The organism is Jingyaoa shaoxingensis, assembly GCF_014385005.1.
Lineage (GTDB): Bacteria > Bacillota > Clostridia > Lachnospirales > Lachnospiraceae > Marvinbryantia > Marvinbryantia shaoxingensis.
Window position 1 is genome coordinate 169,355 of the sequence record NZ_JACRSZ010000007.1, and the last position, 22,097, is coordinate 191,451.

Annotated in this window: 16 protein-coding genes; 15 read left to right on the top strand and 1 reads right to left on the bottom strand. The window is 36.4% G+C overall.

All coding sequences use genetic code 11. From position 1 onward, the window contains the following. The first annotated feature begins 66 nt into the window (after nucleotides 1–66). The 15 genes from H8716_RS08675 to H8716_RS08745 all read left to right on the top strand — a co-directional run bounded on the left by H8716_RS08675 (nucleotide 67) and on the right by H8716_RS08745 (nucleotide 21,510). The gene (locus H8716_RS08675; RefSeq protein ID WP_249308176.1) at nucleotides 67–1,422 is read left to right on the top strand and encodes an MATE family efflux transporter; all 1,356 of its coding nucleotides are present in this window, start codon (nucleotides 67–69) and stop codon (nucleotides 1,420–1,422) included. Between the two features lie 82 nt (nucleotides 1,423–1,504). Continuing rightward, nucleotides 1,505–3,049: a glutamine-hydrolyzing GMP synthase gene (gene guaA / locus H8716_RS08680; protein ID WP_249308177.1), complete on the top strand. Its 1,545-nt coding sequence runs from the start codon at nucleotides 1,505–1,507 to the stop codon at nucleotides 3,047–3,049. A 324-nt stretch (nucleotides 3,050–3,373) separates the two neighbouring features. Then, entirely contained in the window at nucleotides 3,374–3,928 is a 555-nt protein-coding gene (locus H8716_RS08685; RefSeq protein ID WP_249308178.1) for a relaxase/mobilization nuclease domain-containing protein, read from the top strand. Nucleotides 3,929–4,027: 99 nt separating this feature from the next. Beyond that, nucleotides 4,028–4,456 (top strand): hypothetical protein, encoded by a 429-nt coding sequence (locus H8716_RS08690; RefSeq protein ID WP_249308179.1) that lies wholly within the window; start codon nucleotides 4,028–4,030, stop codon nucleotides 4,454–4,456. Nucleotides 4,457–4,616: 160 nt separating this feature from the next. Next, nucleotides 4,617–4,826, top strand: coding sequence for a hypothetical protein (locus H8716_RS08695; protein WP_249308180.1), 210 nt, complete (start codon nucleotides 4,617–4,619; stop codon nucleotides 4,824–4,826). Between the two features lie 16 nt (nucleotides 4,827–4,842). Next, on the top strand, nucleotides 4,843–5,112 hold the full coding sequence (locus H8716_RS08700; RefSeq protein WP_249308181.1) for a helix-turn-helix domain-containing protein: 270 nt from the start codon (nucleotides 4,843–4,845) through the stop codon (nucleotides 5,110–5,112). A 15-nt stretch (nucleotides 5,113–5,127) separates the two neighbouring features. Continuing rightward, nucleotides 5,128–6,399, top strand: a complete 1,272-nt coding sequence (locus H8716_RS08705; RefSeq protein WP_249308182.1) for a DNA cytosine methyltransferase — start codon at nucleotides 5,128–5,130, stop codon at nucleotides 6,397–6,399. 17 nt (nucleotides 6,400–6,416) lie between these two features. Continuing rightward, nucleotides 6,417–9,002: a DISARM system SNF2-like helicase DrmD gene (gene drmD / locus H8716_RS08710; protein ID WP_249308183.1), complete on the top strand. Its 2,586-nt coding sequence runs from the start codon at nucleotides 6,417–6,419 to the stop codon at nucleotides 9,000–9,002. 9 nt (nucleotides 9,003–9,011) lie between these two features. After that, entirely contained in the window at nucleotides 9,012–10,628 is a 1,617-nt protein-coding gene (locus H8716_RS08715) for a site-specific DNA-methyltransferase (protein ID WP_249308184.1), read from the top strand. After that, nucleotides 10,628–13,360, top strand: coding sequence for a DEAD/DEAH box helicase family protein (locus H8716_RS08720; RefSeq protein WP_249308185.1), 2,733 nt, complete (start codon nucleotides 10,628–10,630; stop codon nucleotides 13,358–13,360). The genes H8716_RS08715 and H8716_RS08720 overlap by 1 nt, the downstream gene beginning before the upstream one ends. Before the next feature lie 13 nt (nucleotides 13,361–13,373). Further along, nucleotides 13,374–16,841, top strand: a complete 3,468-nt coding sequence (gene drmA, locus H8716_RS08725) for a DISARM system helicase DrmA (RefSeq protein ID WP_249308186.1) — start codon at nucleotides 13,374–13,376, stop codon at nucleotides 16,839–16,841. Beyond that, entirely contained in the window at nucleotides 16,841–18,604 is a 1,764-nt protein-coding gene (drmB, locus tag H8716_RS08730; RefSeq protein ID WP_249308187.1) for a DUF1998 domain-containing protein, read from the top strand. The genes drmA and drmB overlap by 1 nt, the downstream gene beginning before the upstream one ends. After that, nucleotides 18,586–19,278: a phospholipase D-like domain-containing protein gene (locus tag H8716_RS08735; RefSeq protein WP_249308188.1), complete on the top strand. Its 693-nt coding sequence runs from the start codon at nucleotides 18,586–18,588 to the stop codon at nucleotides 19,276–19,278. Before drmB ends, H8716_RS08735 begins: the two co-directional genes overlap by 19 nt. A gap of 37 nt (nucleotides 19,279–19,315) precedes the next feature. Further along, on the top strand, nucleotides 19,316–20,350 hold the full coding sequence (locus H8716_RS08740; RefSeq protein WP_249308189.1) for a hypothetical protein: 1,035 nt from the start codon (nucleotides 19,316–19,318) through the stop codon (nucleotides 20,348–20,350). A gap of 284 nt (nucleotides 20,351–20,634) precedes the next feature. Then, nucleotides 20,635–21,510 carry an AlbA family DNA-binding domain-containing protein gene (locus H8716_RS08745; RefSeq protein WP_249308190.1) on the top strand — a complete coding sequence of 292 codons (876 nt, stop codon included), beginning with the start codon at nucleotides 20,635–20,637 and terminating at the stop codon, nucleotides 21,508–21,510. Here H8716_RS08745 and H8716_RS08750 read toward each other — a convergent pair. Further along, nucleotides 21,507–22,097 (bottom strand): IS3 family transposase (locus tag H8716_RS08750; RefSeq protein WP_249308191.1); only part of this gene is annotated, 591 nt, incomplete at its 5' end. The two genes, H8716_RS08745 and H8716_RS08750, sit on opposite strands and share 4 nt — an antisense overlap.

The window sequence follows — 22,097 nt, forward strand, 5'->3', positions numbered from 1 at the left end:
CTCTTGCAATTACAGAAAATATGTGGAAATATGATAGTAAGGAAAGAAATGAGGGGGAAAAGGAGCATGAAAAAAGTAAAAATTCCGGAATCGGAGTTGTTGTTTTCTAATCACCAGTTGAAAAAGCTGATTTTTCCACTGGTAATTGAACAGCTTCTTACGGTTATGGTTGGCATGGCGGATAGTCTGATGGTAGCCAGTGTAGGAGAGGCAGCAGTGTCAGGTGTGTCATTGGTAGATACGGTAATGGTACTGCTGATCAATATTTTTGCAGCACTGGCGACCGGAGGCGCGGTTGCAGCAGGACATTATATCGGTCAGAAAAATGAAGAAAAAGCAAGTAAGGCAGCTGATCAGCTGGTTTTGTTCATACTGGTGTCATCCCTTGTCATTATGGGATGCGTCTACCTGTGCCAGAATCTGATCCTTGGCAGGGTATTTGGAAAAATTGAGCCAGATGTCATGGAAAATGCCAGAACCTATCTGTTGATTGTGTCCGCATCAATTCCATTTATCGCATTGTATAATGGAGGAGCAGCCATTTTCCGTGCAACGGGCAATTCAAAGATTGCCATGATCACTTCGCTCATTATGAATGCAATTAATATTACAGGTAATGGAATCCTGATTTATGGATTGAAAATGGGAGTAGCAGGTGCTGCCATTCCAACTCTGGTTTCCCGAATGATTGCTGCATTGATTATGATTGGTTTACTTCGCAGGCAGAATCAGCCGGTACATATGTCCAGGAAGATACAGTGGCATTTTGACAGACCGCTGATTCGTAAGATTCTTCACGTGGGCGTTCCAAACGGACTTGAAAACGGCATGTTTCAGCTGGGGAAAATTCTGGTGCTCAGTCTGGTATCTACTTTTGGCACGGCATCCATTGCAGCCAATGCAGTATCCAATACTATTGCGATGTTCCAGATTCTTCCCGGAATGGCAATTAACTTTGCAATTCTGACGGTGGCGGCTCAGTGTGTGGGGGCAAATAGATATGATCAGGTACGCTACTATACAGTGAAGCTTTTAAAACTGGTATATACCTGCATGATAGGAGTAAGTATTGCATTGTATTGCTTGCTGCCACTGATATTAAAAGCTTACAATCTGTCCGATATAACATCGGAGATGACCAGGCAGATTGTGATTTATCACGATCTCTGTGCGATTCTGATCTGGCCGCTGTCCTTCTCCATACCGAACACTTTGCGTGCAGCAAATGACGTGAAAGCGACTATGTGGATTGCTATTGCCTCTATGTGGATTTTCCGCATTGCATTCAGTTATGTGCTGGGAAGCTGGCTGCATATGGGAGTATTCGGTATCTGGGTAGCCATGACCATTGACTGGGCGTTCCGGGCGGTATGCTATGTGGTTCGGTACCGAAGGGGAAAATGGGAACAGATGGAAGTGTGAGAAATCGCAAAAAATAGGCATTGTAAAAAACAGTATGCTATCTTATAATAATAAAAGATTTGAGAGAACAGGAGGGAATATCTTGCAGAGAGAAAATGTCATTGTATTAGACTTTGGCGGACAGTATAATCAGCTGGTTGCCAGACGAGTACGTGAATGTAACGTGTATTGTGAGATCTATTCTTACAAGACAGATATTGAAAAAATCAAAGCCATGAATCCGAAGGGAATTATCCTGACCGGTGGCCCGAACAGCTGCTATGAACCGGATTCACCAACTTATACAAAGGAATTGTTTGAACTGGGTATCCCGGTATTGGGACTGTGCTATGGTGCACAGCTGATGCAGCATATCCTTGGCGGAAAGGTAGAACGTGCCGAGGTACGTGAATATGGAAAGACAGAAGTCTTTGTTGATACCACATCCCGCCTGTTTGGAGACGTATCGCCATCTACCATCTGCTGGATGAGTCATTTTGACTATATTTCCAAAATTGCACCAGGGTTTAAGATCACAGCTCACACAGCAGACTGTCCGGTAGCGGCAGTAGAAAATGAAGAGAAACACCTCTATGCAATCCAGTTCCATCCGGAGGTACTTCATACACAGGAAGGAACCAAGATGCTGTACAATTTCGTACGTGGTGTCTGTGGATGTGCCGGAGACTGGAGAATGGATTCTTTTGTAGAGAGTTCTGTAAAAGCTATCCGTGAAAAGGTTGGAGATGGAAAAGTGCTTCTGGCATTATCAGGTGGTGTGGATTCCTCCGTGGCAGCAGGTCTCCTGTCCAGAGCTATTGGAAAACAGCTTACCTGCGTATTCGTAGATCATGGCCTTTTAAGAAAGAACGAAGGCGATGAAGTAGAAGCTGTCTTTGGACCGCAGGGACAGTTCGATCTGAACTTTATCCGTGTCAATGCACAGGAAAGATATTATAACAAGCTGGCAGGTGTAACCGAACCAGAACAGAAACGTAAGATCATCGGTGAGGAATTCATCCGTGTCTTCGAAGAAGAAGCGAAAAAAATCGGTGCAGTGGACTTCCTGGCACAGGGAACCATCTATCCAGATGTGGTAGAAAGTGGTCTGGGCGGAGAATCTGCAGTGATCAAGTCACACCATAACGTAGGAGGATTACCAGACTTCGTAGATTTCAAGGAAATCATCGAACCCCTTCGTGATCTGTTCAAAGACGAAGTTCGTAAGGCTGGTCTGGAACTTGGCATTCCTCGTGAACTGGTATTCCGTCAGCCGTTCCCGGGACCGGGACTGGGAATCCGTATCATCGGCGAAGTTACTGCTGAGAAGGTTCGCATTGTGCAGGATGCAGACTACATCTATCGTGAAGAGATCGCAAAGGCAGGACTGGATCAGGATATCAATCAGTACTTTGCAGCCCTGACCAATATGCGTTCCGTAGGTGTTATGGGTGATGAAAGAACTTACGACTATGCAGTTGCACTTCGTGCAGTAAAGACCATCGATTTTATGACAGCAGAAGCAGCTGAGATTCCGTGGGAAGTACTGCAGACCGTAATGAGCAGAATTATTAATGAGGTCAAAGGCGTAAACAGAGTATTCTATGATCTGACCAGTAAGCCACCAGGAACGATTGAGTTTGAATAATCCACACAATCACAAGAACCCCGTATTTATGGGGGCTACAAGCAAATTTGCTTAGTGATTGGCAACAAAATGGCAACATTTTGTGATTATTCAAGAGATAAAAATTTTATTTCATAACGTATATAAAGAAACCTTACTGATTTTCAGAAGTAAAAAACTGAATATCGGTAAGGTTTTTCTATTCTCTTCTTTTATTTTTCTTTTTTAGTCAATTCTTTTACGAGGTAATCACTCAGTTCCTGAGATGGTACCTTGGCACGTTTCTGGTAAGTATCCAGTTCAGGGCACTTATATCTCCATGCAGTCCATACCGACAGGGAGCATATGCATGGACATCTGATCTGGAACAGTGTCAGCATGACAACCGGCAAGAAATACAATTCACCTAAAAGCAACTGGAAGAATCATCTTCAGCCTATCACAAATAAATATTGTGATGAACTGGGACTTTCCATAATGCCGGCAGAGTACAGCAGAAATCCGAAAAATATCAGCAGGGACAAGTGGGAAAAGGAAATGTCCATGAAAGAAATAATTCTTCGTGATGCAAAGATGTGTGCATATGCAGCAGGGAATATGGAGCATTTTAAATATCTGATGAAACGGCTGGGATATGTATTCAAGAAAGATGCGTGGATGGAGGTGCGGGCACCGGGATTTCGGTATTATCATAAGCTTGCAAAGCTGTACAGGTTAAGGATTGTAGAGCAGAAGCGCTTTGTAGTCGTCGGAGCAAAGTATACAGAGGATTTGAAGAGGTTTCATCGGTTACAGGACGAATATCTGTTGCTTGTAAATAATGACATCAAAAGTGTTGTGGAGCTTGTGGATTTCATAGGCGAGCAGGAAGAAAAGATCCAGCAGATTGAGGACAGATAGCATGAAATATACAGAGAAAGTTCTAGTCGGAAACGCAGTATAAAGAATGAAGAGCAGTACCGGGAATATCAGATATGGCACACGGAAGTGCAGGAAGAATTGGATGAGCTGAAGCAGGAGAAAAGAGAGATTAAGAGGCAGTTGCAGCTTGCTGATGGCATTGTGAAAGAAGATTTGTATACAGCTTATTATGCGGTGTCGGAGAATGAAGAAATCGTTGCAGACAGGAATATTGAGATACCGGGGATGGAAAAGAAGGCTGTGTCAGAGAAAGATGTGGCTGTTGAGTCGGAGACGAATGTTGAGGTAGTGAATCCAGACAATAATCAGAATGAAATAGGCAGACAGAAAGAGCAAGCTGATAGTGCGAGAAAACAACAGACTGATTTAGATGGCATAGGAATACCAGAGCCTCATAATTCGCCTGATGTGAATGTGGTAAGAGTTGGCGAAAGTATGACTGATGTAACAGATAAAAGTGAATTTGTGGAAACTAGAGAAACTGAACCTGTGGACAAAGCTGGCTGAATTATTAGGAGAATATCAGAGCTTGGTGGTTATGAGAATGTCGACGATTCTGTTAAGGTTGATGTATTTGGATTTGATATTGCTGATGTTAGTGGAAGCATAAGGCTGTTCTCAGATGTAATGAAAAGGCTGAGGATAAAGTTGGCTGGAGATGAGCTTTATGAAGAGTTCCAGAGAATTTATGATGAGAGTGTTGGTAGAGATGCTGGTAAAGATAAAGCAGAAGATAAGATGTGGAATAGGGGCAGAGGAAGGTGATTCCTCTGCTGGCTTATTTTACAACTTGAAAAAAATGTTCGAGAAATCAAATAAAGTATTTCACAACAAAATTGAGATAATATATAATAAAATAGTGAAATTGTATTCCTAAAAGCACGGAGGATAATATGGCTGTATCATACAATAAATTATGGAAATTAATGATCGATAAAAAAATAAATAAGAGCCAACTGTGTAAAAAGATAAAAATTAGCAGTAGTACTATGGCTAAAATGACAAATGAAGAGATGGTTGCTATGACTGTATTAGAAAAAATATGTGCTGAATTGGAATGTGATATATCTGATATTATGGAGTTTACTGATTTAGCTGAAATAAAGAAAAAAATTCATAATGATAATATAAGTCCAGATAATGGGACAGTTAATATGAGATAATGAGGTAGAACAACCATGAATGAAAATGGGTTAAATTATATTGATCTCTTTGCTGGTGCCGGTGGACTTTCAGAAGGATTTATTCAAAGTGGCTATAGACCGGTTGCGCATGTGGAAATGAATGAGCATGCAGCAAAGACAATAGAAACAAGAATAGCATATTATTACTTAAAAGATAATGGCAAAATTAAAAGTTATTATGATTATGAAAAAGGAAAAATAACCAGAGAACAACTTTTGGAAAAAATACCAAAAGAAGAACTTAAGACTGTAATTAATAAAGAAATGTCGGAAGCCACAATTAAGGGGATTTTCAACACAATTGATGATATCAAAAGGGAAAAAGAAATTGATAAGATTGATGTAATTATAGGTGGTCCTCCATGTCAAGCATATTCTTTGGTGGGAAGAGCACAGAGCAGTCATATGATTGTTCCGATGAAAGATGATCCAAGAAATGAATTATATAAGATGTATGTTCAATTTCTTAAGAAGTATAAGCCAAGAATGTTTGTGTTTGAGAACGTAGCCGGAATAAAGACTGCGAGAGGTGGGGCAGCATTTAAAAATCTCCAGACATATATGAAACGTGTGGGTTATGAAATTGATTATCATGAGTTGAATGCTCAGGATTTTGGAGTATTACAAAGTAGAAAAAGAGTAATTATAGTAGGTTGGCTTAAAGGCACAGGATATGAATACCCATCATTTGATGTAATTCATAGTAAAGCAGAAGTATGGGATTTACTTAAGGATTTGCCAGTGTTAAAGCCTGGTGAAGAGGCTATAGAGCATACTATGACAGATATGCGCAGATTAAAAAAATATGTAAAAGATAATGACATTCGTGTAAAATCGGATGTGTTAACAGGACATATTGCAAGACCACATACTGCACAGGATATTGAAATATATAAGAGAACAATAGACATGTGGTTTGAAAACGAACAGCATGAACGTTTGAAATATGATGATTTACCAGAAGATTTGAAAACACATAAAAATAGAACTTCATTTATAGATCGATTTAAAGTTGTTGAGGGTGATATGGATCATTGTCACACAATACTTGCTCATTTATCGAAAGATGGGCATTATTTCATTCATCCAGATATAGAGCAACATAGATCAATTACAGTGCGGGAAGCAGCAAGAATACAGTCGTTTCCAGATAATTATTATTTTGAAGGACCAAGGACAGCACAATTTGTTCAGGTGGGGAATGCGGTTCCGCCAATGATGGCAAAGGTAATAGCAGATAAAATAAAAGAACAATTAAGAAAATAAAATTGGAGGTTTCGCAAATGGGTATTGTTGAAAATACATATGCTGAATTAAAGCAACAAGAACTGAAAAATAATCCATATAGTTGTTTGCATATGGCTGATATTGACATCAATCCTCATCAGGTTGAAGCATTCACATTTGCACTATCTTCATTAGAGCTTGGTGGAGCAATTCTTGCAGATGAGGTAGGTCTTGGAAAAACTATTGAGGCTGGCTTGGTCATCAAGTATTTGCTATGCAGTGGAAAAAATAAAATACTACTTATTATGCCATCAAATCTGCGAAAGCAATGGCAAGTTGAATTAGAAGAGAAATTTGATATTGATTCATTAATTGTGGATAGTTCTAACTGGGAGGATTATCTCGAAGAGGTAAAGAGTAAACAAGCAGTAATTATTGTTTCTTACCACTTTGTCTCAAAAAGAAAAGCAGAGTTCGGAAAGATAGCTTGGGATTTTTGTGTATTTGATGAAGCACATCGGCTTAGGAATGTATATAAGAATGGTTCAAAGATGGCTAACTCATTATATGAATTAACAAAGGGAATTCCGAAGATTCTATTAACTGCGACTCCTATGCAGAATACTTTACTTGATATATATGGACTTGTTCAGTTTATCGATGATAGAGTTTTTTATAGTAAGCAGATATTTTCTGAAAGATATTTGCGAGGAGAAGATTACAATGATTTGAAGGCTTGTTTAGAACCTGTTGTGCAAAGAACTTTACGAAAAGAAGTGGCAGAGTATATTCAATTTTCGGAGCGCAAAGAAATGACAATTGATTTTGAACTATCGCCAATGGAGATAGAACTTTATGTGATGATAAATAATTATCTGAAAAAGGAAATTTTGTATGCTTTGCCCAATTCACACAGAACACTTATTACATCTGTTATTAGAAAATTGCTTGCATCATCAAGTATGGCAGTTGCAGAAACCTTTAAGGTATTAAAAGGCAGACTTGAAACTTTGAAGGAAACAACTAGAACTGAATCAGCGGATGAAAGTATTGATTTTTTCCTTAGTTTTTTTGATGATGATGAAATAGAGACGGATGATGATAGTAAGCAGGATGAATTATACACAAGAGAAAAGGTAAATGAATTTATTCAGCATGAAATAAATGAGGTAACAGCCATTATTAATAAAGCTGAAAGTATAAAAAGAAATGCGAAGATGACAGCCTTGAAACAGGCGGTGGAGACAGCTTTTGCATTTCAAGATGAAGCTGGTATAAAACAAAGAATAGTTGTGTTTACGGAATCTATTAGAACGCAACAATACATGTTTGAAGAATTATCTCATGCTGGATATGAAGGTCAGATACTTAAGTTTAATGGTAGTACAAATGATCCTATTACTAAACAGATTTATAAGGCGTGGAAAGCTAGAAATTATGGAAAATATGTGGGTAGTAGAAATGTTGAATTGAAGAATGCCATCGTAGAAGCATTTAGGGATGAATACAAGATTTTGCTTGTAACAGATTCCGGTTCGGAAGGATTGAATCTTCAGTTTTGTAATACGATTATAAACTATGACCTTCCTTGGAATCCACAGAAGATAGAGCAGCGAATTGGTCGCTGCCATCGTTATGGACAAAAGAACGATGTTGTGGTTATTAATTTGCTTAATACTCAGAATGTAGCAGATAAGAGAGTATATGAAATACTTTCTGAAAAGTTTGAGTTATTCCAAGGCGTATTTGGTGCATCAGATAAAGCTATTGGATTATTAGAAAGTGGAGCAGATTTTGAAAAAAGAGTTACACTTATTTATCAGGAATGTAAAACGACATCAGATTTTACAAAGCAATTTAAGGATTTGGAAAAGGAATTAGAAAAGAAACGAAACAAGAAAATGGATGAACTGAAATCCATATTTATATATAAGACAGAGGAAGAACATAAGTCTCATTTTAATATTATTATGAAAGAAATTGCGGAATATGATTCACAGTTTAAGTATTGGAATAGTAGAAGTAAAGAGGAAAATGAGATATATCCAAAGTACTATGAAACTAATATAGACTTGGAAATTCCGGGAATTCAACACGGGTATTTACTTGTTGGTGGTTCTTATGTTGGAGAGATTCTTGAAGATGCAGTATTTGAAATTATTGATATAACAGGAAAAATATATGGCGCTTCAGATGTGTTGGCTAGAGAGCTTTGTGAAAAATTGAATGAGCAGTGCTTAGAAGAGACTCCTAATAATCAAGAAATCCTTTTATATATTGATAAAGTAGATGAATTTATGCAACAGAAATATACAGAATCTAAAAGAACAGTTTTGATTGCTAATCAGAAAAAATTGGATAATTGGCTGCAATTAAGAAAAGAGGAATATTTGCTCACAGTCAAGGATACCTCAGAATTAGACGAGCTTAAAGAAAAATATGCAATTGAAGGCGATTTTAGACAGAAGATTGCATTAAAGAAACAAATAGAAATTTTAGAAGAGCAGAAACAAAAAATGATAGAGGTGTTTCATAATGAAATGTCGACATTGGAAGAAGAGGCTGCAAATATGCAGAAACAATTTGAAGAGAGCGTATTGGTGAAACCACAACTGGTAACAAAGATAGTGATTAAGTTTTAGGAGGCTACCATGGAGAAAAAAGGCAAGTTAGAATTGACATGGGTTGGTAAATATGAGGAAGAGAAACTTGAACCAAGAATTTTGATTGAGGATAATCAAAATTCTTATGGAGATCCTGATGCAGAAAACATGTTGATTCATGGAGATAATTTGTTGGCATTAAAGGCACTTGAGAGAGATTATGCGGGGAAGATAAAATGCGTATACATAGATCCACCATATAATACAGGATCTGCATTTGAATATTACGATGATAATTTGGAACATAGTATCTGGCTTGAAATGATGCGTGAACGACTTGTATTATTACATAAATTGTTAGATGACGAAGGATTTTTGTGTTGCCATATTGATGATTCAGAAGGTGCATATTTAAAGGTTCTTTTAGATGAAATATTTGGTAGGCAGAATTATCTAACGACAATATATGTTAGGGTACGTTACCCGGAGAAAACGCTAAAGCAGGATATGGCTTTTCATAAAGAAATAGAGCAGATTCACGTATATAGAAAAAGCAACAGTGCTCAGCCAATATTGGATAAAGTAAGTAGTGGATTTGAAAAATTTATTTATAAAATTGAAACAGAAAATACTCCATCTAAAATTGTTGAACTTGGAGGGAAGAAGGTAGAGATATTTGAAAAGGGACAATATAAGATTCTTGAAGAAGAAGGATCGGAGTATGGACTAAAAGAAATATGGGCATCAGGTACTATTTTAGACGGGAATTCCTCAGGACGATTTTTCAGAGATTATTTGACAGGAAGATATGAAGAGGATGGCTTAGGAGTCTTGTATAAAGTATATGGTATTGGAGATGATAGATATGCTTACAGATATTTTACAGGTCCTAATAGAACTGGAGCCACAAAGGGAAAATATTACCAAGGTGTTCCTATTGAAAATCTAAATCAGAAAAATATGACAAAGGAATTACCAATTAATGGTTTTTTTGACTTTGCAGCAAATTTTGGTAATTGTCGACATGAAGGTGGAGTTGAATTTCGCGGAGGAAAAAAACCAGAGATACTTTTGAAAATGCTATATACTCATTTTTCAAAGCCTGGTGATTGGGTAATAGATAGTTTTTTGGGATCTGGGTCATCTGCTGCAGTTGCACACAAAATGGGAAGAAAGTGGATTGGAGTAGAATTAGGGGAACATGCATATTCACTATGTAAAAAAAGGATAGATTCTGTTATTGATGGGGATCAGACTGGAATATCTAAAGAAGTAGGTTGGCAAGGTGGAGGTGGATATAAGTTCTACGAACTTGCAGAACCATTACTTGTAAAGAACAAAGTATTACCTATTTATCAGATTAATCCATCTTATACATGGAATATGGTGTGTGAAGCAATTTGTAAGATTGAGGGATTTACCTATGAGCCATCTGGTGAGTTCCAAGGTTATTCGTCAGAAAACAGATTTATTCATGTCACAGAAGAATTTGTGAATACAAAGTATGTAATGTCTGTAATGAAGACTTTAGGTGAGAAGCAAAGTCTGCTTATTTATTGCAAGAAGAATCAGGCTGATATGATACTTCCTGAAAATGTTGAATTGAAGAAGATTCCAAATGATTTATTAGATAAATGTAATTTTGAAAGTGAGGTGCAGGGATAATGAGTTCAACAGATAAAATCAAATGGGCTATGAGCCTGCGTGATCCTCAGTATGAAGCGTTACAATACTTCGATGCAATTAGTTCAAAGATTGAGTATAGAACTTGTTCAAAAGCTGATGCAGAGAAAATAGCATCTGAGAATTGCCAAAATCCACATACAATCTCTGTAGATAAGGAATTTGATTTTCCATCATTCTGTTTTGATATGACAACCGGTATTGGTAAGTCTCGTTTAATGGGTGCATGCATTTATTATTTGTACAAGACAAAAGGGTACAAACATTTCTTTATTCTGGCACCAGGAAATACGATTTATGACAAGATGCGTCGAGAGGCGGTCCCGGGACATCCAAAATACATGTTTAAGGGACTTGAAGCAGAGATGGGAAGACCCAAAGTTTATGATGGGGAAAATTATTTATCATACCCGGTAAGATATATCCAAGAGGAAATGGTGGTAGAAAAAACATCTGATATTCAGATATTTATCTTTAATATTTCAAAGATTTTTACTAGGGGAGATATCGAATTTAAATTTCACAAGTTTAATGAAAATTTGGGTGGCTCTTTTGCGGATGTGTTACGGTCGTTTGATGACTTGGTTATTTGTATGGATGAAGCACATCGTTACTATGCCCCAGCATCAAAGAAAGCGATTAATTATCTGAATCCAGTGTTGGGGTTGGAATATACTGCTACACCTAAGAGTACAAATAAGAATATTATTTATCACTACGGATTAGAGGATGGAGCTGGGAAGTTTTTGAAGATTCCGGTTGTTATGGGAAGAACAAATACAGCAGGATATTCAGATGATGATATAGAGGAAATGAAGTTGAAAGATGGAATTAAGCTTCATGAGAGAAGAAAGTCCATCGTATATAAATATTGTATAGATAATCAGTTAGAACAGGTAAAGCCAATTGTTTTGATAGCTTGTAAAGACACAACGCATGCTAGAAAAATAAAAGAAAAAATAGATTCTGATGCTTTTTTTGGAGGTCGTTATGTTGGCAAGGTTATTGAAATTGACTCCAGCACAAGTGGTGCAGAGACAGAAGAAAACATTCAGAAATTACTAACCATTGAGAAAAATACCAATCCAATTGAGATTGTGTTGCATGTATATAAGCTGAAAGAAGGTTGGGATGTAAATAATCTGTTTACGATTATCCCCCTTAATGCTGCAAAGAGTGACATATTGGCACTTCAAACTATTGGTAGGGGATTGAGGCTTCCTTTTGGTGAGATAACAGGTATTGAGGAATTAGATACCCTGGATATTGTTGCTCACGATCATTATCGAGAGATTGTGGATGATATCAAGAATAACCCTGTATTTAAGAAGAGAAATCTTGATGAGGAAGATATACCGAACACAAAAACAGTTATGGTAGAGCCAGCAGTTGAGAACCAGCAGATTTCATTATTTGATGAAGCGTTATGCGAAAGTAAAGTGAAATCATACCAGGATTTGAATAATGAAAATGTAGTGGAGAATCTGTTTGCTGAGTATCAGAAAGCGTTTGTAAAAAAAGCAGTACCAAAGAAGTCCGAAAGTGATAGTGGACAGATGTCTATTTTTGATTATTTTGCCAACGATGATGGAAAAGAAACAAGTGATGGCACAGCATCAGATCACAAAATGACTCAGACGGGCATGGGCACTGATGCAGTTGATACATCATTTACTGTACATCAGGGGGATGCTTCATTACAGATTGATTTACAGAAGTCATCTGGTAGTAAGAATGTATTGCCATATGCAAAACAAGAGTTTATCAAGAAAGTTGAAGAGTTAAAGAAAGTTGCTATCTCTGTTCCAAAGATTGGAATTAGCTATAGTTCAACAATTACATTTAAGTCTTTTACTGTTAAACGAAATATTATGGATTTTGATGTTGCGGCATCGAGAATCGAGAGGTATGACGCTGTAAATGGTAGGTTGCTGCAAGTGCTGGATGCAGACGCACTTATTGTAGAAAATCCTGAGAATATGCTTGCAGTTTCTTTATTGGAGAGTATTCCGGAGTTTAGTTCTGATGATGCAGAATTTATTCTTGAGGTGGTTGATCAGTATCTCGCATTAATCGAAGGTTCGGATGAAGAAAAAAAGAAGATTGTCCGTAGATATGCAACTGTTATAGTAGAGGACTTAAGAAAACAGATATATGCGTCAAAGGAAGAAAGCACTGAGTTTGTATTTAACGTTCAGAAAGACCTTATTGTATTCAAATCATTTGCGAAGAATATGAAGGAAAATGGACGATTGAATTTTAAGAAGGAAGTGCCAGATAAGAAAAATATTAAGCAATATTTGTTTGAAGGATATAAGAAATCATACTATGCAGAGAATGCATTTGATAGTGATGATGAGAGAAGGTTGTCTGTGGTATTAGAAGAGGATTCAGAAGTTATTAGATTTATAAAGCCACCTTTGAATCAGTTAGGACTATTTTATAAGGCGGCAAAACAGTATAATCCTGATTTCTTAGTAGAGACGGCTGACAAGAAATATATGATTGAAGTGAAGGCTGCAAATCAAACAGATAATGAAGATGTACAGGAAAAAGCAAAGGCTGCAATTAAGTGGTGCGAATGTGCCTCGCAGGTGGATGCAGACGGAAAGACTTGGGAGTACCGCCTAGTGCCAGGGGATAAGATTATAGTAGGTAATACATTCAAATATGTAATTGGTATGGCAATTCCTGTTGTAGTAGACGGAGAATAAACGGAGGTTGTAGATGGCTGATATAAAGGATTTTAAACATGCTATTGTTCGACAGAAGATTTTAGATGCAGTACGAAAAGACTTAATAGGACCAACATCAGATTGTGAACAATTGAATGAAGTACCAACGAGTAGTTATATTACGGGATTATTATATCCTGCTGATACAGATGTAACGGAAGATGAAAATTACAATGATGTAGAGTTTACAGAAAAGAATTTTGATGCTGATGGAGAAACTTTGGAGGCAGGAATTTTTGAAGAAGAGGAACCAGAGGATAGAGTAAAAGGTGGTTTTCAGAAGCCGTCTTCTATAGGTGTGTCTTTCTATGTCTCTGATGATGTTCAAAAGGTTAATGCTTATATTAATTGGGGAAAGTATTATGCAGAACAGGTGCAGGGGGAAGTAATAGATGAAACCTTAGAAGAAGATGCAGAGAATAAGAAAAAGAAGAAACATACCATATATATTCGTGAGCAGATGAATGATGTTGTGGAAATCGATTTTAATCTGATGGGGCGTTCGAAGCAGATTCCACTTGAGTCTAATGGAAACATCTATATTTATGTTATGAAGATGCAGTTAGACAATGGATACAAGATGGTATCGGTTTATTTGCATAATAATGATAAGTCGGATGGCGATGAAAAAGAATATGCAAAGGTAATGTTCCAGGTGGAGATGCTCATAGCAGATGATTTGATGAGTCCTATTTTTGTACCAGAATATCTCTGTAGAAAAGTTGAATTAGAGGATGAATATTATTATAAAGGCAGACCAGTTTATGCAAGAGGAAGAGGTTGTGCTGCTACTTGGGAAAAGAAAGCAGAAGAGATAAATGCAACTGCTATAAAATCATCATTTATTCCAGATTATGAAATTCCAAGTGTAAGTGTACAGATAGATGATATGCCGGATCATGCCTTTTCGATGCTTCAGATGGGCTCACCAAAGAAAAAGTCAGAAGTTATTCAGAATCTTCGTACATTGACAGAAATGTATGGAAGTTGGATTACAGATGCATTGACAAACGACGAAGCTATGCATGATGATAAATTTAAGGCAACAGGTCAGACTATTATTGATAAATGCAATGATGCAAATCGTAGGATGAATGCTGGAATTGATTTGATTGAAAACAATGATAAGGTATATCAAGCGTTTGTATTTATGAATCAAGCAATGTATTTACAGAGAAGTATTACAGCTTTTTCAAAAGATTATGGTAATGGCATTCCTTGCAGCTTAAGAGATTATATGACTGATATGCCAGAAAAAGGAAGAAAGAAAGATCACAGTGAGTGGAGACCATTCCAGATTGCATTTGTTCTTTTGAATTTGTATGGGATTATGGATGGTGAGTCTCCGGAACGAAATATTGTTGATTTATTATACTTCCCTACTGGTGGTGGTAAGACAGAGGCATATTTAGGGCTGATTGCTTTTACTATAGCATATAGGAGACTGACAGCTTCAGATGAAACTGATTATGAGAAAGATGGTGGAGTAACAGTATTTTTAAGGTACACGCTTCGTTTACTTACAACTCAGCAGAGAGACAGACTAATGCGTCTTATTGTTGCGATGGAACAATTGCGTGAGAAGAATGAAAAATTATATGGTAAGGAAAGAATTTCGATTGGATTCTGGGTTGGAGGTAATGTTACCCCAAATAAATTTAGCGAATACAGCGATTCTGATCAATTTAAGAAGAAAGAATTTATAAGGAAGCTTACAAAGCAGATTATTAAATGCCCTTATTGTGGTAAGGAAATCACACGGGATGAATATGACATCAATGAAAAGGGAAAGTATGTTAAAATTCACTGTGCAGATAAGAATTGTATGTTTTCGTTAAAAACAGGAAGAACCATACCGGTTTATCTTGTTGATGAGGAAATTTATGCAAAGTGTCCTACTGTGATTATTTCGACTGTAGATAAATTTGCGAGACTTCCATGGTCTGAACGAGTTGGTTTGCTATTTGGCAGAACAGATAGATATTGTAGTAGATGTGGACATATTGCTATTGGAGAAAAGCATGCAGGAAGACATAATGCAGATGTCGCAGCGGGATTGGAAAGGGCTGAAACGGTTGCATGTAAACCATTCTATCCTCCTGAGCTAATTATACAGGATGAGCTTCATTTAATTACTGGTCCTCTTGGAACGATTTACGGTGGATATGAAACTGTTGTAGAAGAGATGTGCTGTATTGAGAAGAATGGAAAGAAGATTCGACCTAAGTATATTGTTTCAACAGCAACTATTAGAAATGCTGGGGAACAGATTAAGTTCCTTTATGGGAGAAATGAATTTGCACAATTTCCGCCAAGTGGCTTTGATACAAGAGATTCATTTTTTATTAAGGAGGTACCGCTTCCAACTGAAAATTTAGTTGATGCTTCAGAAGAAAAAATCAGTAGAATGATTAGTGATGGAAAAAAGCCATTTCGTCAATATGCTGGTATATGTGCGAGCGGACAATCTGTAAAAACAACGCTTATTCGTTTGTATTCGATTATTTTGCAAACAACACTAGATATAGCAAAGGATCCGGAATATGAGGATTATATTGATCCATATTACACATTGATTGGGTACTTTAATAGTATTCGAGAATTGGGTGGTGCAGTGCGCCTTCTTGACGACGATATAGCAAGCCGTATTCGTGTTGTAAAGAATAAATATAATAGCTCAGAACAGAGGTATCTCAGTTTTGAGGGAAAGAAGGAAATTACATCTCGCATACCTTCATGGGAGATTGCGCAGGTTCTTGAAAAGTTAGCAATTTCTTATGATAAAAACAAGGAGAAGCAAGGCTGTTATGATGTTGTTATTGCAACTAATATGATAGCGGTAGGTATGGATGTTGACCGTTTAGGACTTATGTCAGTTGTAGGTCAGCCAAAGCAGAACTCTGAATATATTCAGGCAACAAGCCGTGTGGGTCGACAGCATCCTGGAATTATTTTTACTGTTTATAATCCTTACAGACCAAGGGATCTGTCTAATTATGAGAATTTTGTTGGTTTCCACTCACAGATGTATAGATATGTAGAAGGAACTACAGCAACGCCATTTGCGGCTAGAGCTAGAGACAGAGTATTACATGCATTGGTAGTTTCTTTACTAAGATTACAGGTAGAGACGATGGCTGATAATGGTGGAGCATCAAACATTAATGATATTTCTGATGAACAAATCAAAGATATAAAAGACAAAATTCTTGAGCGAGTTAAGATAACTGCACCATCGTCTTATGTAGATACAGAGAAAGAAATGGATGAGTTTATCAATACTTGGAAGAACATTGCAAAAGACGAAAAGCTATATTATTTTGTTCCAGCAGTAGCTGATGATAAGAAGAGGCTGCTTACATACTATGGCGAATATTATGGAGACAAAGAAAAACCAACACTAAGTTCTATGCGTGATGTTGAGCAATCATCAACAGTTTTTTATTGGGAGGGTGTCTGATGAATTTTTATAAAAAATTGGGAGAGATTCGTCCGAATCAGTTAATAACTACATATGGACCAGGCTCGATAATGGATGCTGTAAATGATTCATTGACAGTTTTAGATATAGAGTACTGGGATACTAACAATATTGGTAAAGAAATTAGAGATGCAAGATTGGCTAGTTATATGAATGTTCGAAGATTCTTTATGCCAAAGACAGGTGGAAAAGAGGATATTCCAGTTGTGTCATTTCCATACTACCATGTGTGTTCAAAGGGAACATGTAAATTCTTATTTGATATGAGAGATTACTTTGATATGGACCAGTACAAAAAGAATCAAGGTGAAGTGAAATGCCCTAAGTGTGGATTTCCAGCATACCCTTCGAGATTTATAACAGTATGCGAAGATGGGCATATGGACGATTTCCCTTGGAGATGGTGGGTACATCATGGAGAAACAAGTTGTAAAGAAGATATGTACCTAAAATCAATGGGCAATACTTCATCACTTGCAGAACTCCGTGTTGAGTGTAATTGCGGTGCAAGGAGAGTTATGTCTGGAGCAATGCAGAAGGAAAAATTTGCTGGTCTATGCTGTTCAGGAAACCATCCGCATAGACCAGGAGCAAAGGCGAAAATTTGTAAGAAGAGTGTAATACCTAGCCAGCGTGGTGCATCTAATGTGTATTTTACAGTCACAAGAAATGCAATATCAATTCCACCTTGGACAAATCCTATTAATGATATCATGGGTGCACAAAGAGCAACTATTGAAACATTGGTAGAGGCTATGGGAGAAGAGGCAGGTCTTTCATTTGCTTATCAGAAGTATTTTGGAGATAAATATTCTTATGAAGACTTTAAAGCGGCCTATGATAGATTAAGCCAAAATATCAAAGAGTTTACTGAACTTAAAGAAATGGAGTATGCAGCTATTACGCATCATGAGGATGTCGAGTATCAACATGATGTTAAGTACTTCAAAGCAGAAGAAGTTGCTTTGAGTGAAAGTTTAAAAGAGTATATTTCTAGGATTATTAAAATACATAGATTACGTGAAGTACGTGTTTTGACAGGTTTTACAAGATTGGAAGCACCAGAACCAGAAGTGGATGAGCAGTCATATATCGTAAAATTGAAGTGCTCTTCGGGAGAAAAATGGCTTCCGGCAGTTGAAATCAATGGAGAAGGAGTATTCATTGAATTAAGTAGAGAAAAAATAAAGCGGTGGATGCAGATAGAGACGGTCAAAGCTCGTTCTGATAAATATGCGGAATGCTATGCAGCATATTGTCAGAAAAAAGGATGGGAGAATTTTAAACCAAGAAATGCAGAGTATGTGTTGTTACATACACTTTCTCATATGCTGATGAAAGAAATGTCTATGCAGTCGGGATATTCATCATCTGCATTACATGAGCGCATATATAGCAGTGAAAATATGTGTGGACTATTGATTTATACAGGTGCAGCAGATAAGGAAGGCTCATTGGGCGGACTTGTTGAACTTGGGGGAATGAATAAGTTTTTACCACTGTTAAAGGGGGCATTAGAGAATGGGTTAACATGCACAACGGATCCAGAATGTTTTATGAAGAATCCGACAAGTGAAAGATTAAATGGGGCTGCATGTCATTCTTGTACTATGATTTCTGAAACCGCATGTGAAAATGGTAACCGACTACTTGATAGAGCATTAGTTGTACCGGTACCAGAGCATGAGGAAATGGGATATTTCAGAGAATTGGTGAGAGATTTATGTGGAATACAAGTGTAAAAATTGAATACATTGCAGGGCTGATAGCTGATGCACTTGAAAATTATTCCGTAAATGGGGTGAATGCACAGTTTAACCAAGTGATTGAAGAACTTAGAAATCATTTTACTAATTGTTCCGAAGAAGAGATAACAGATATAATCAGTCTCTGTATGAAGATGTATTCGTCAAAGAAAATTGAACACGCAGAGCTTGTCCTTACTGCACCAGATTCATTCCGTGTGAAAGCATTAAGAACCAAAGATACAATGCGTAATCTGATAGAGAATACAGAAAAGAGTCTTACTATAACTGGTTATTCAATCTCAGATTATTTTGCCGAAATGCTTGATGTTATTATTAAAAAAAGCCAGCAAGGAGTATATGTTCGTTTATATGTGAATGATACAGAAAAGCAGAAGGAAGTGCTTGACAGACTGATGTCATATCGTTCGCGATTCTTACAGATATATGAATATCAAAAGCAAGAAGATGACAAGATGGCAGCATTGCATGCGAAACTTATTGTATCAGATGTAAAAAAATCACTGGTGTCGTCAGCTAATCTTTCATATCACGGAATGCAAGGAAATATTGAAATGGGATTCTTGATTGAATCCCATGATAAGGCAAAGCAGATAGAGGAAGTTATGAAAGAAATGGTAAGAATGAAGGTGTGTGGAAAATATCAATGAATTTTATACATTTTGAGTAATGCGAGGAAGAGAAAGTATGCCTATGTTTGATATACCGAAAGAAATAGATGAAAAAAAAGATATAAATGATTTTATGAGAAAAATCCAAGAAGAGACAAAACCAGAAAAATGTATTCTTTGTGGAAAAGAACAGACTAGTTTTTGTAATTCTCATTCTGTACCTAAAATGGTGCTCAAGAATATTGCCAAAGCAGGTAAACTATATCATGCAAATAAGTTGATTGAAATACCTGTTATAGACAAGGAAAAAGGTATAAGTAATTCGGGAACTTTTCATTTTATTTGCCGAGATTGCGATAGTAAGCTGTTTCAAGAGTATGAAAATGTAGATGCCTTACAAGAAATACCGACAGAAAAAATGCTGGCAGAAATAGCATTAAAGGATATTTTGTTAATGCTTTCTAAACGAAATCAGGAAAAAAGAATATATCAAAAAGGAAAACAGAAAGGTATTTTGCAAAATGTTGAAGTAATGGAAGAAATACAGCAACTTGATAATAAAGATTATATGGATGAATTGAATTTATATAAGGATGTTTTGTATAAGAATTCTTGCAATAATTTTAAGATTATCATGTGGAAAAAAATTCCATGTGTAGTTCCGATTGCAACACAAACATTAGTAGCATTACCAAAAGATACAGAAGGTATTGAGATAAATAATATTTATGATATGAGACCAGAGGTAAGGATGCAAAACATTCATACAGGTGTGTTTCCGATGAATGACTATTCGATTGTTTATGCTTTTTATCATAGACGAGATAGGTTATATCGAAGACTGCATCATCAGATGAATTGCATGTCTCTTGAGAAGAAACTAGAGCTTATTAATTACTGGATTTTTAAATATACAGAGAATTATTATATATCACCCGAAATACAGATTGTGATAGATAAAGATGATAAATTAAAAGAACTGAGTAGGGAAAACAATGGAATGCCTAATCTTGGTTATGTTACAACAATGGATTTTCTGTTTCATAAGGATGAGATAAAACCGAGTGAAGTTACTAATCTATTAAGAGAAATGTATGCAGTAAAGAAATAAGGGATAACTATGGAAGATAATTTGAGCTGTGAAATAGAAAATCTTTTGATGTTGGACCATAACAGGACTTATTGGAATTATTAAAGCGATTATATAGATTTTTAGTGTTAGTTGTAAATGAACGCATGATGAGTAAGTATGTTCATAAGTACCTGACACCTTGAATTATTAATATTCAAAATGATATTGGATAAAAATATGTTTAGGAAAGAAAATTTTAAGTTCAATTGATAGAAATACACTTATTGTTATAATTTAAATAAAAAAGAAAGCAGGTGCAATACATGAATATGCAGGAGTTAAAGGAACTCATTTACCAAGGTGAAAAAGTTGATATAGAGTGCAAAAAAGCAGAAAAAAGCGTGCCAAAATCTGCGTATGAGTCATATTCTGCATTTGCCAATACAAAAGGTGGATATATCATACTTGGAGTAAGAGAAGATAAAACCAAGACTGATCCGAATGAACGATTTATAATACAAGGGATAGAGGATGCGCCTAAGCAGAAAGAAGATTTTTGGAACACAATTAATGGAAATAAGGTGAATATAAACCTATTAACTGATGATGATGTAAAGATTGTTGAAGATGGCAGTATAAGACTAATTGTGATTCATGTTCCTAGAGCTGATTTTAATATGCGTCCGGTATATGTTGGAGAAAATCCTTATAAGGGAACATATAAAAGAAATCATGAAGGCGATTATCATGCGACAGAGCATGAGATTAGAGGGATGATAAGAGATCAAAATCCAGAGGGAAATGATAATCAAATAATTGAGTATTATTCAATGGATGATATTGATAAAGAAACATTAAGAAAATATCGTCAGATTTTTGAAATCAGAAATGATGGTCATGTATGGAATGCTTTAGATGACAAGTCTTTTCTTGAAAAGTTGGGTGGTTATAGGAAAGATAGAAAAACTGGAGTAGAAGGTTTGACATTAGCAGGACTTTTGATGTTTGGTACAGGACAGGCTATCAGAGAACGATTTGATAATGTTTTTATGGATTATCGTAATGAAAGTCAAGTGACAGCAGATATCCGCTGGAATGACAGGATTACTTATGATGGAACATGGGAAAATAACTGGTCCTATGTCAAGAAAAAGTACAAATTAAATGCAACCAATTTTCTCTTTTTATGTAATTGTTAACTTGCTAAGCTTGCTACAGTCGTTTCCAGATTTTTTAGATATTGTTCCTCATATTCATTTGGAGATAAATATCCACAATGACTATGAATACGGACGGTGTTGTAGAACGTCTCGATATATTCAAAAATCAATTTATATGCATGAGTATAATTGAAAATTTTGAAACGATTAATCCACTCTCGTTTTAAAAGGGCATGGAACGATTCTATGCAAGCATTGTCCCAAGGATAAGCCTTCTTGGAATAGCTGTGAATCATTCCTTCCGTTGCCTTGTGAAATGCTTCTGATACATATTGACATCCTCTGTCACAATGAAAAATAAGCGGATTTTCAATATGTCTGGACTGTTTTGCCTTTTCAATACATTTTACTACATGAGATGCCTCCAGCGTCTCACTTAGTACCCAGGAAATGATTTTTCTGGAATATAGATCCATAATACTGGTAAGATATACAAATCCTTCATATGTCCAAATATAAGTGATATCTGAGCACCATACAGCATCTGGATGTTCTGGATTAAATTTTTCGTTCAAAATATTTTTTAGTTTCCGGCTTAGATCAGAATCAATGGTTGTTTGAGTATA

Excerpts from the sequence above, each read along its gene's own strand:
- H8716_RS08705 (WP_249308182.1), top strand. The coding sequence starts at position 5,128 with ATGAATGAAAATGGGTTAAATTATATTGATCTCTTTGCTGGTGCCGGT.
- drmB (WP_249308187.1), top strand. The coding sequence starts at position 16,841 with ATGAATTTTTATAAAAAATTGGGAGAGATTCGTCCGAATCAGTTAATA.
- H8716_RS08685 (WP_249308178.1), top strand. The coding sequence starts at position 3,374 with ATGCATGGACATCTGATCTGGAACAGTGTCAGCATGACAACCGGCAAG.
- H8716_RS08735 (WP_249308188.1), top strand. The coding sequence starts at position 18,586 with ATGTGGAATACAAGTGTAAAAATTGAATACATTGCAGGGCTGATAGCT.
- drmD (WP_249308183.1), top strand. The coding sequence starts at position 6,417 with ATGGGTATTGTTGAAAATACATATGCTGAATTAAAGCAACAAGAACTG.
- H8716_RS08700 (WP_249308181.1), top strand. The coding sequence starts at position 4,843 with ATGGCTGTATCATACAATAAATTATGGAAATTAATGATCGATAAAAAA.
- drmA (WP_249308186.1), top strand. The coding sequence starts at position 13,374 with ATGGCTGATATAAAGGATTTTAAACATGCTATTGTTCGACAGAAGATT.
- H8716_RS08740 (WP_249308189.1), top strand. The coding sequence starts at position 19,316 with ATGCCTATGTTTGATATACCGAAAGAAATAGATGAAAAAAAAGATATA.
- H8716_RS08715 (WP_249308184.1), top strand. The coding sequence starts at position 9,012 with ATGGAGAAAAAAGGCAAGTTAGAATTGACATGGGTTGGTAAATATGAG.
- H8716_RS08675 (WP_249308176.1), top strand. The coding sequence starts at position 67 with ATGAAAAAAGTAAAAATTCCGGAATCGGAGTTGTTGTTTTCTAATCAC.
- H8716_RS08695 (WP_249308180.1), top strand. The coding sequence starts at position 4,617 with ATGAAGAGTTCCAGAGAATTTATGATGAGAGTGTTGGTAGAGATGCTG.
- H8716_RS08745 (WP_249308190.1), top strand. The coding sequence starts at position 20,635 with ATGAATATGCAGGAGTTAAAGGAACTCATTTACCAAGGTGAAAAAGTT.
- H8716_RS08720 (WP_249308185.1), top strand. The coding sequence starts at position 10,628 with ATGAGTTCAACAGATAAAATCAAATGGGCTATGAGCCTGCGTGATCCT.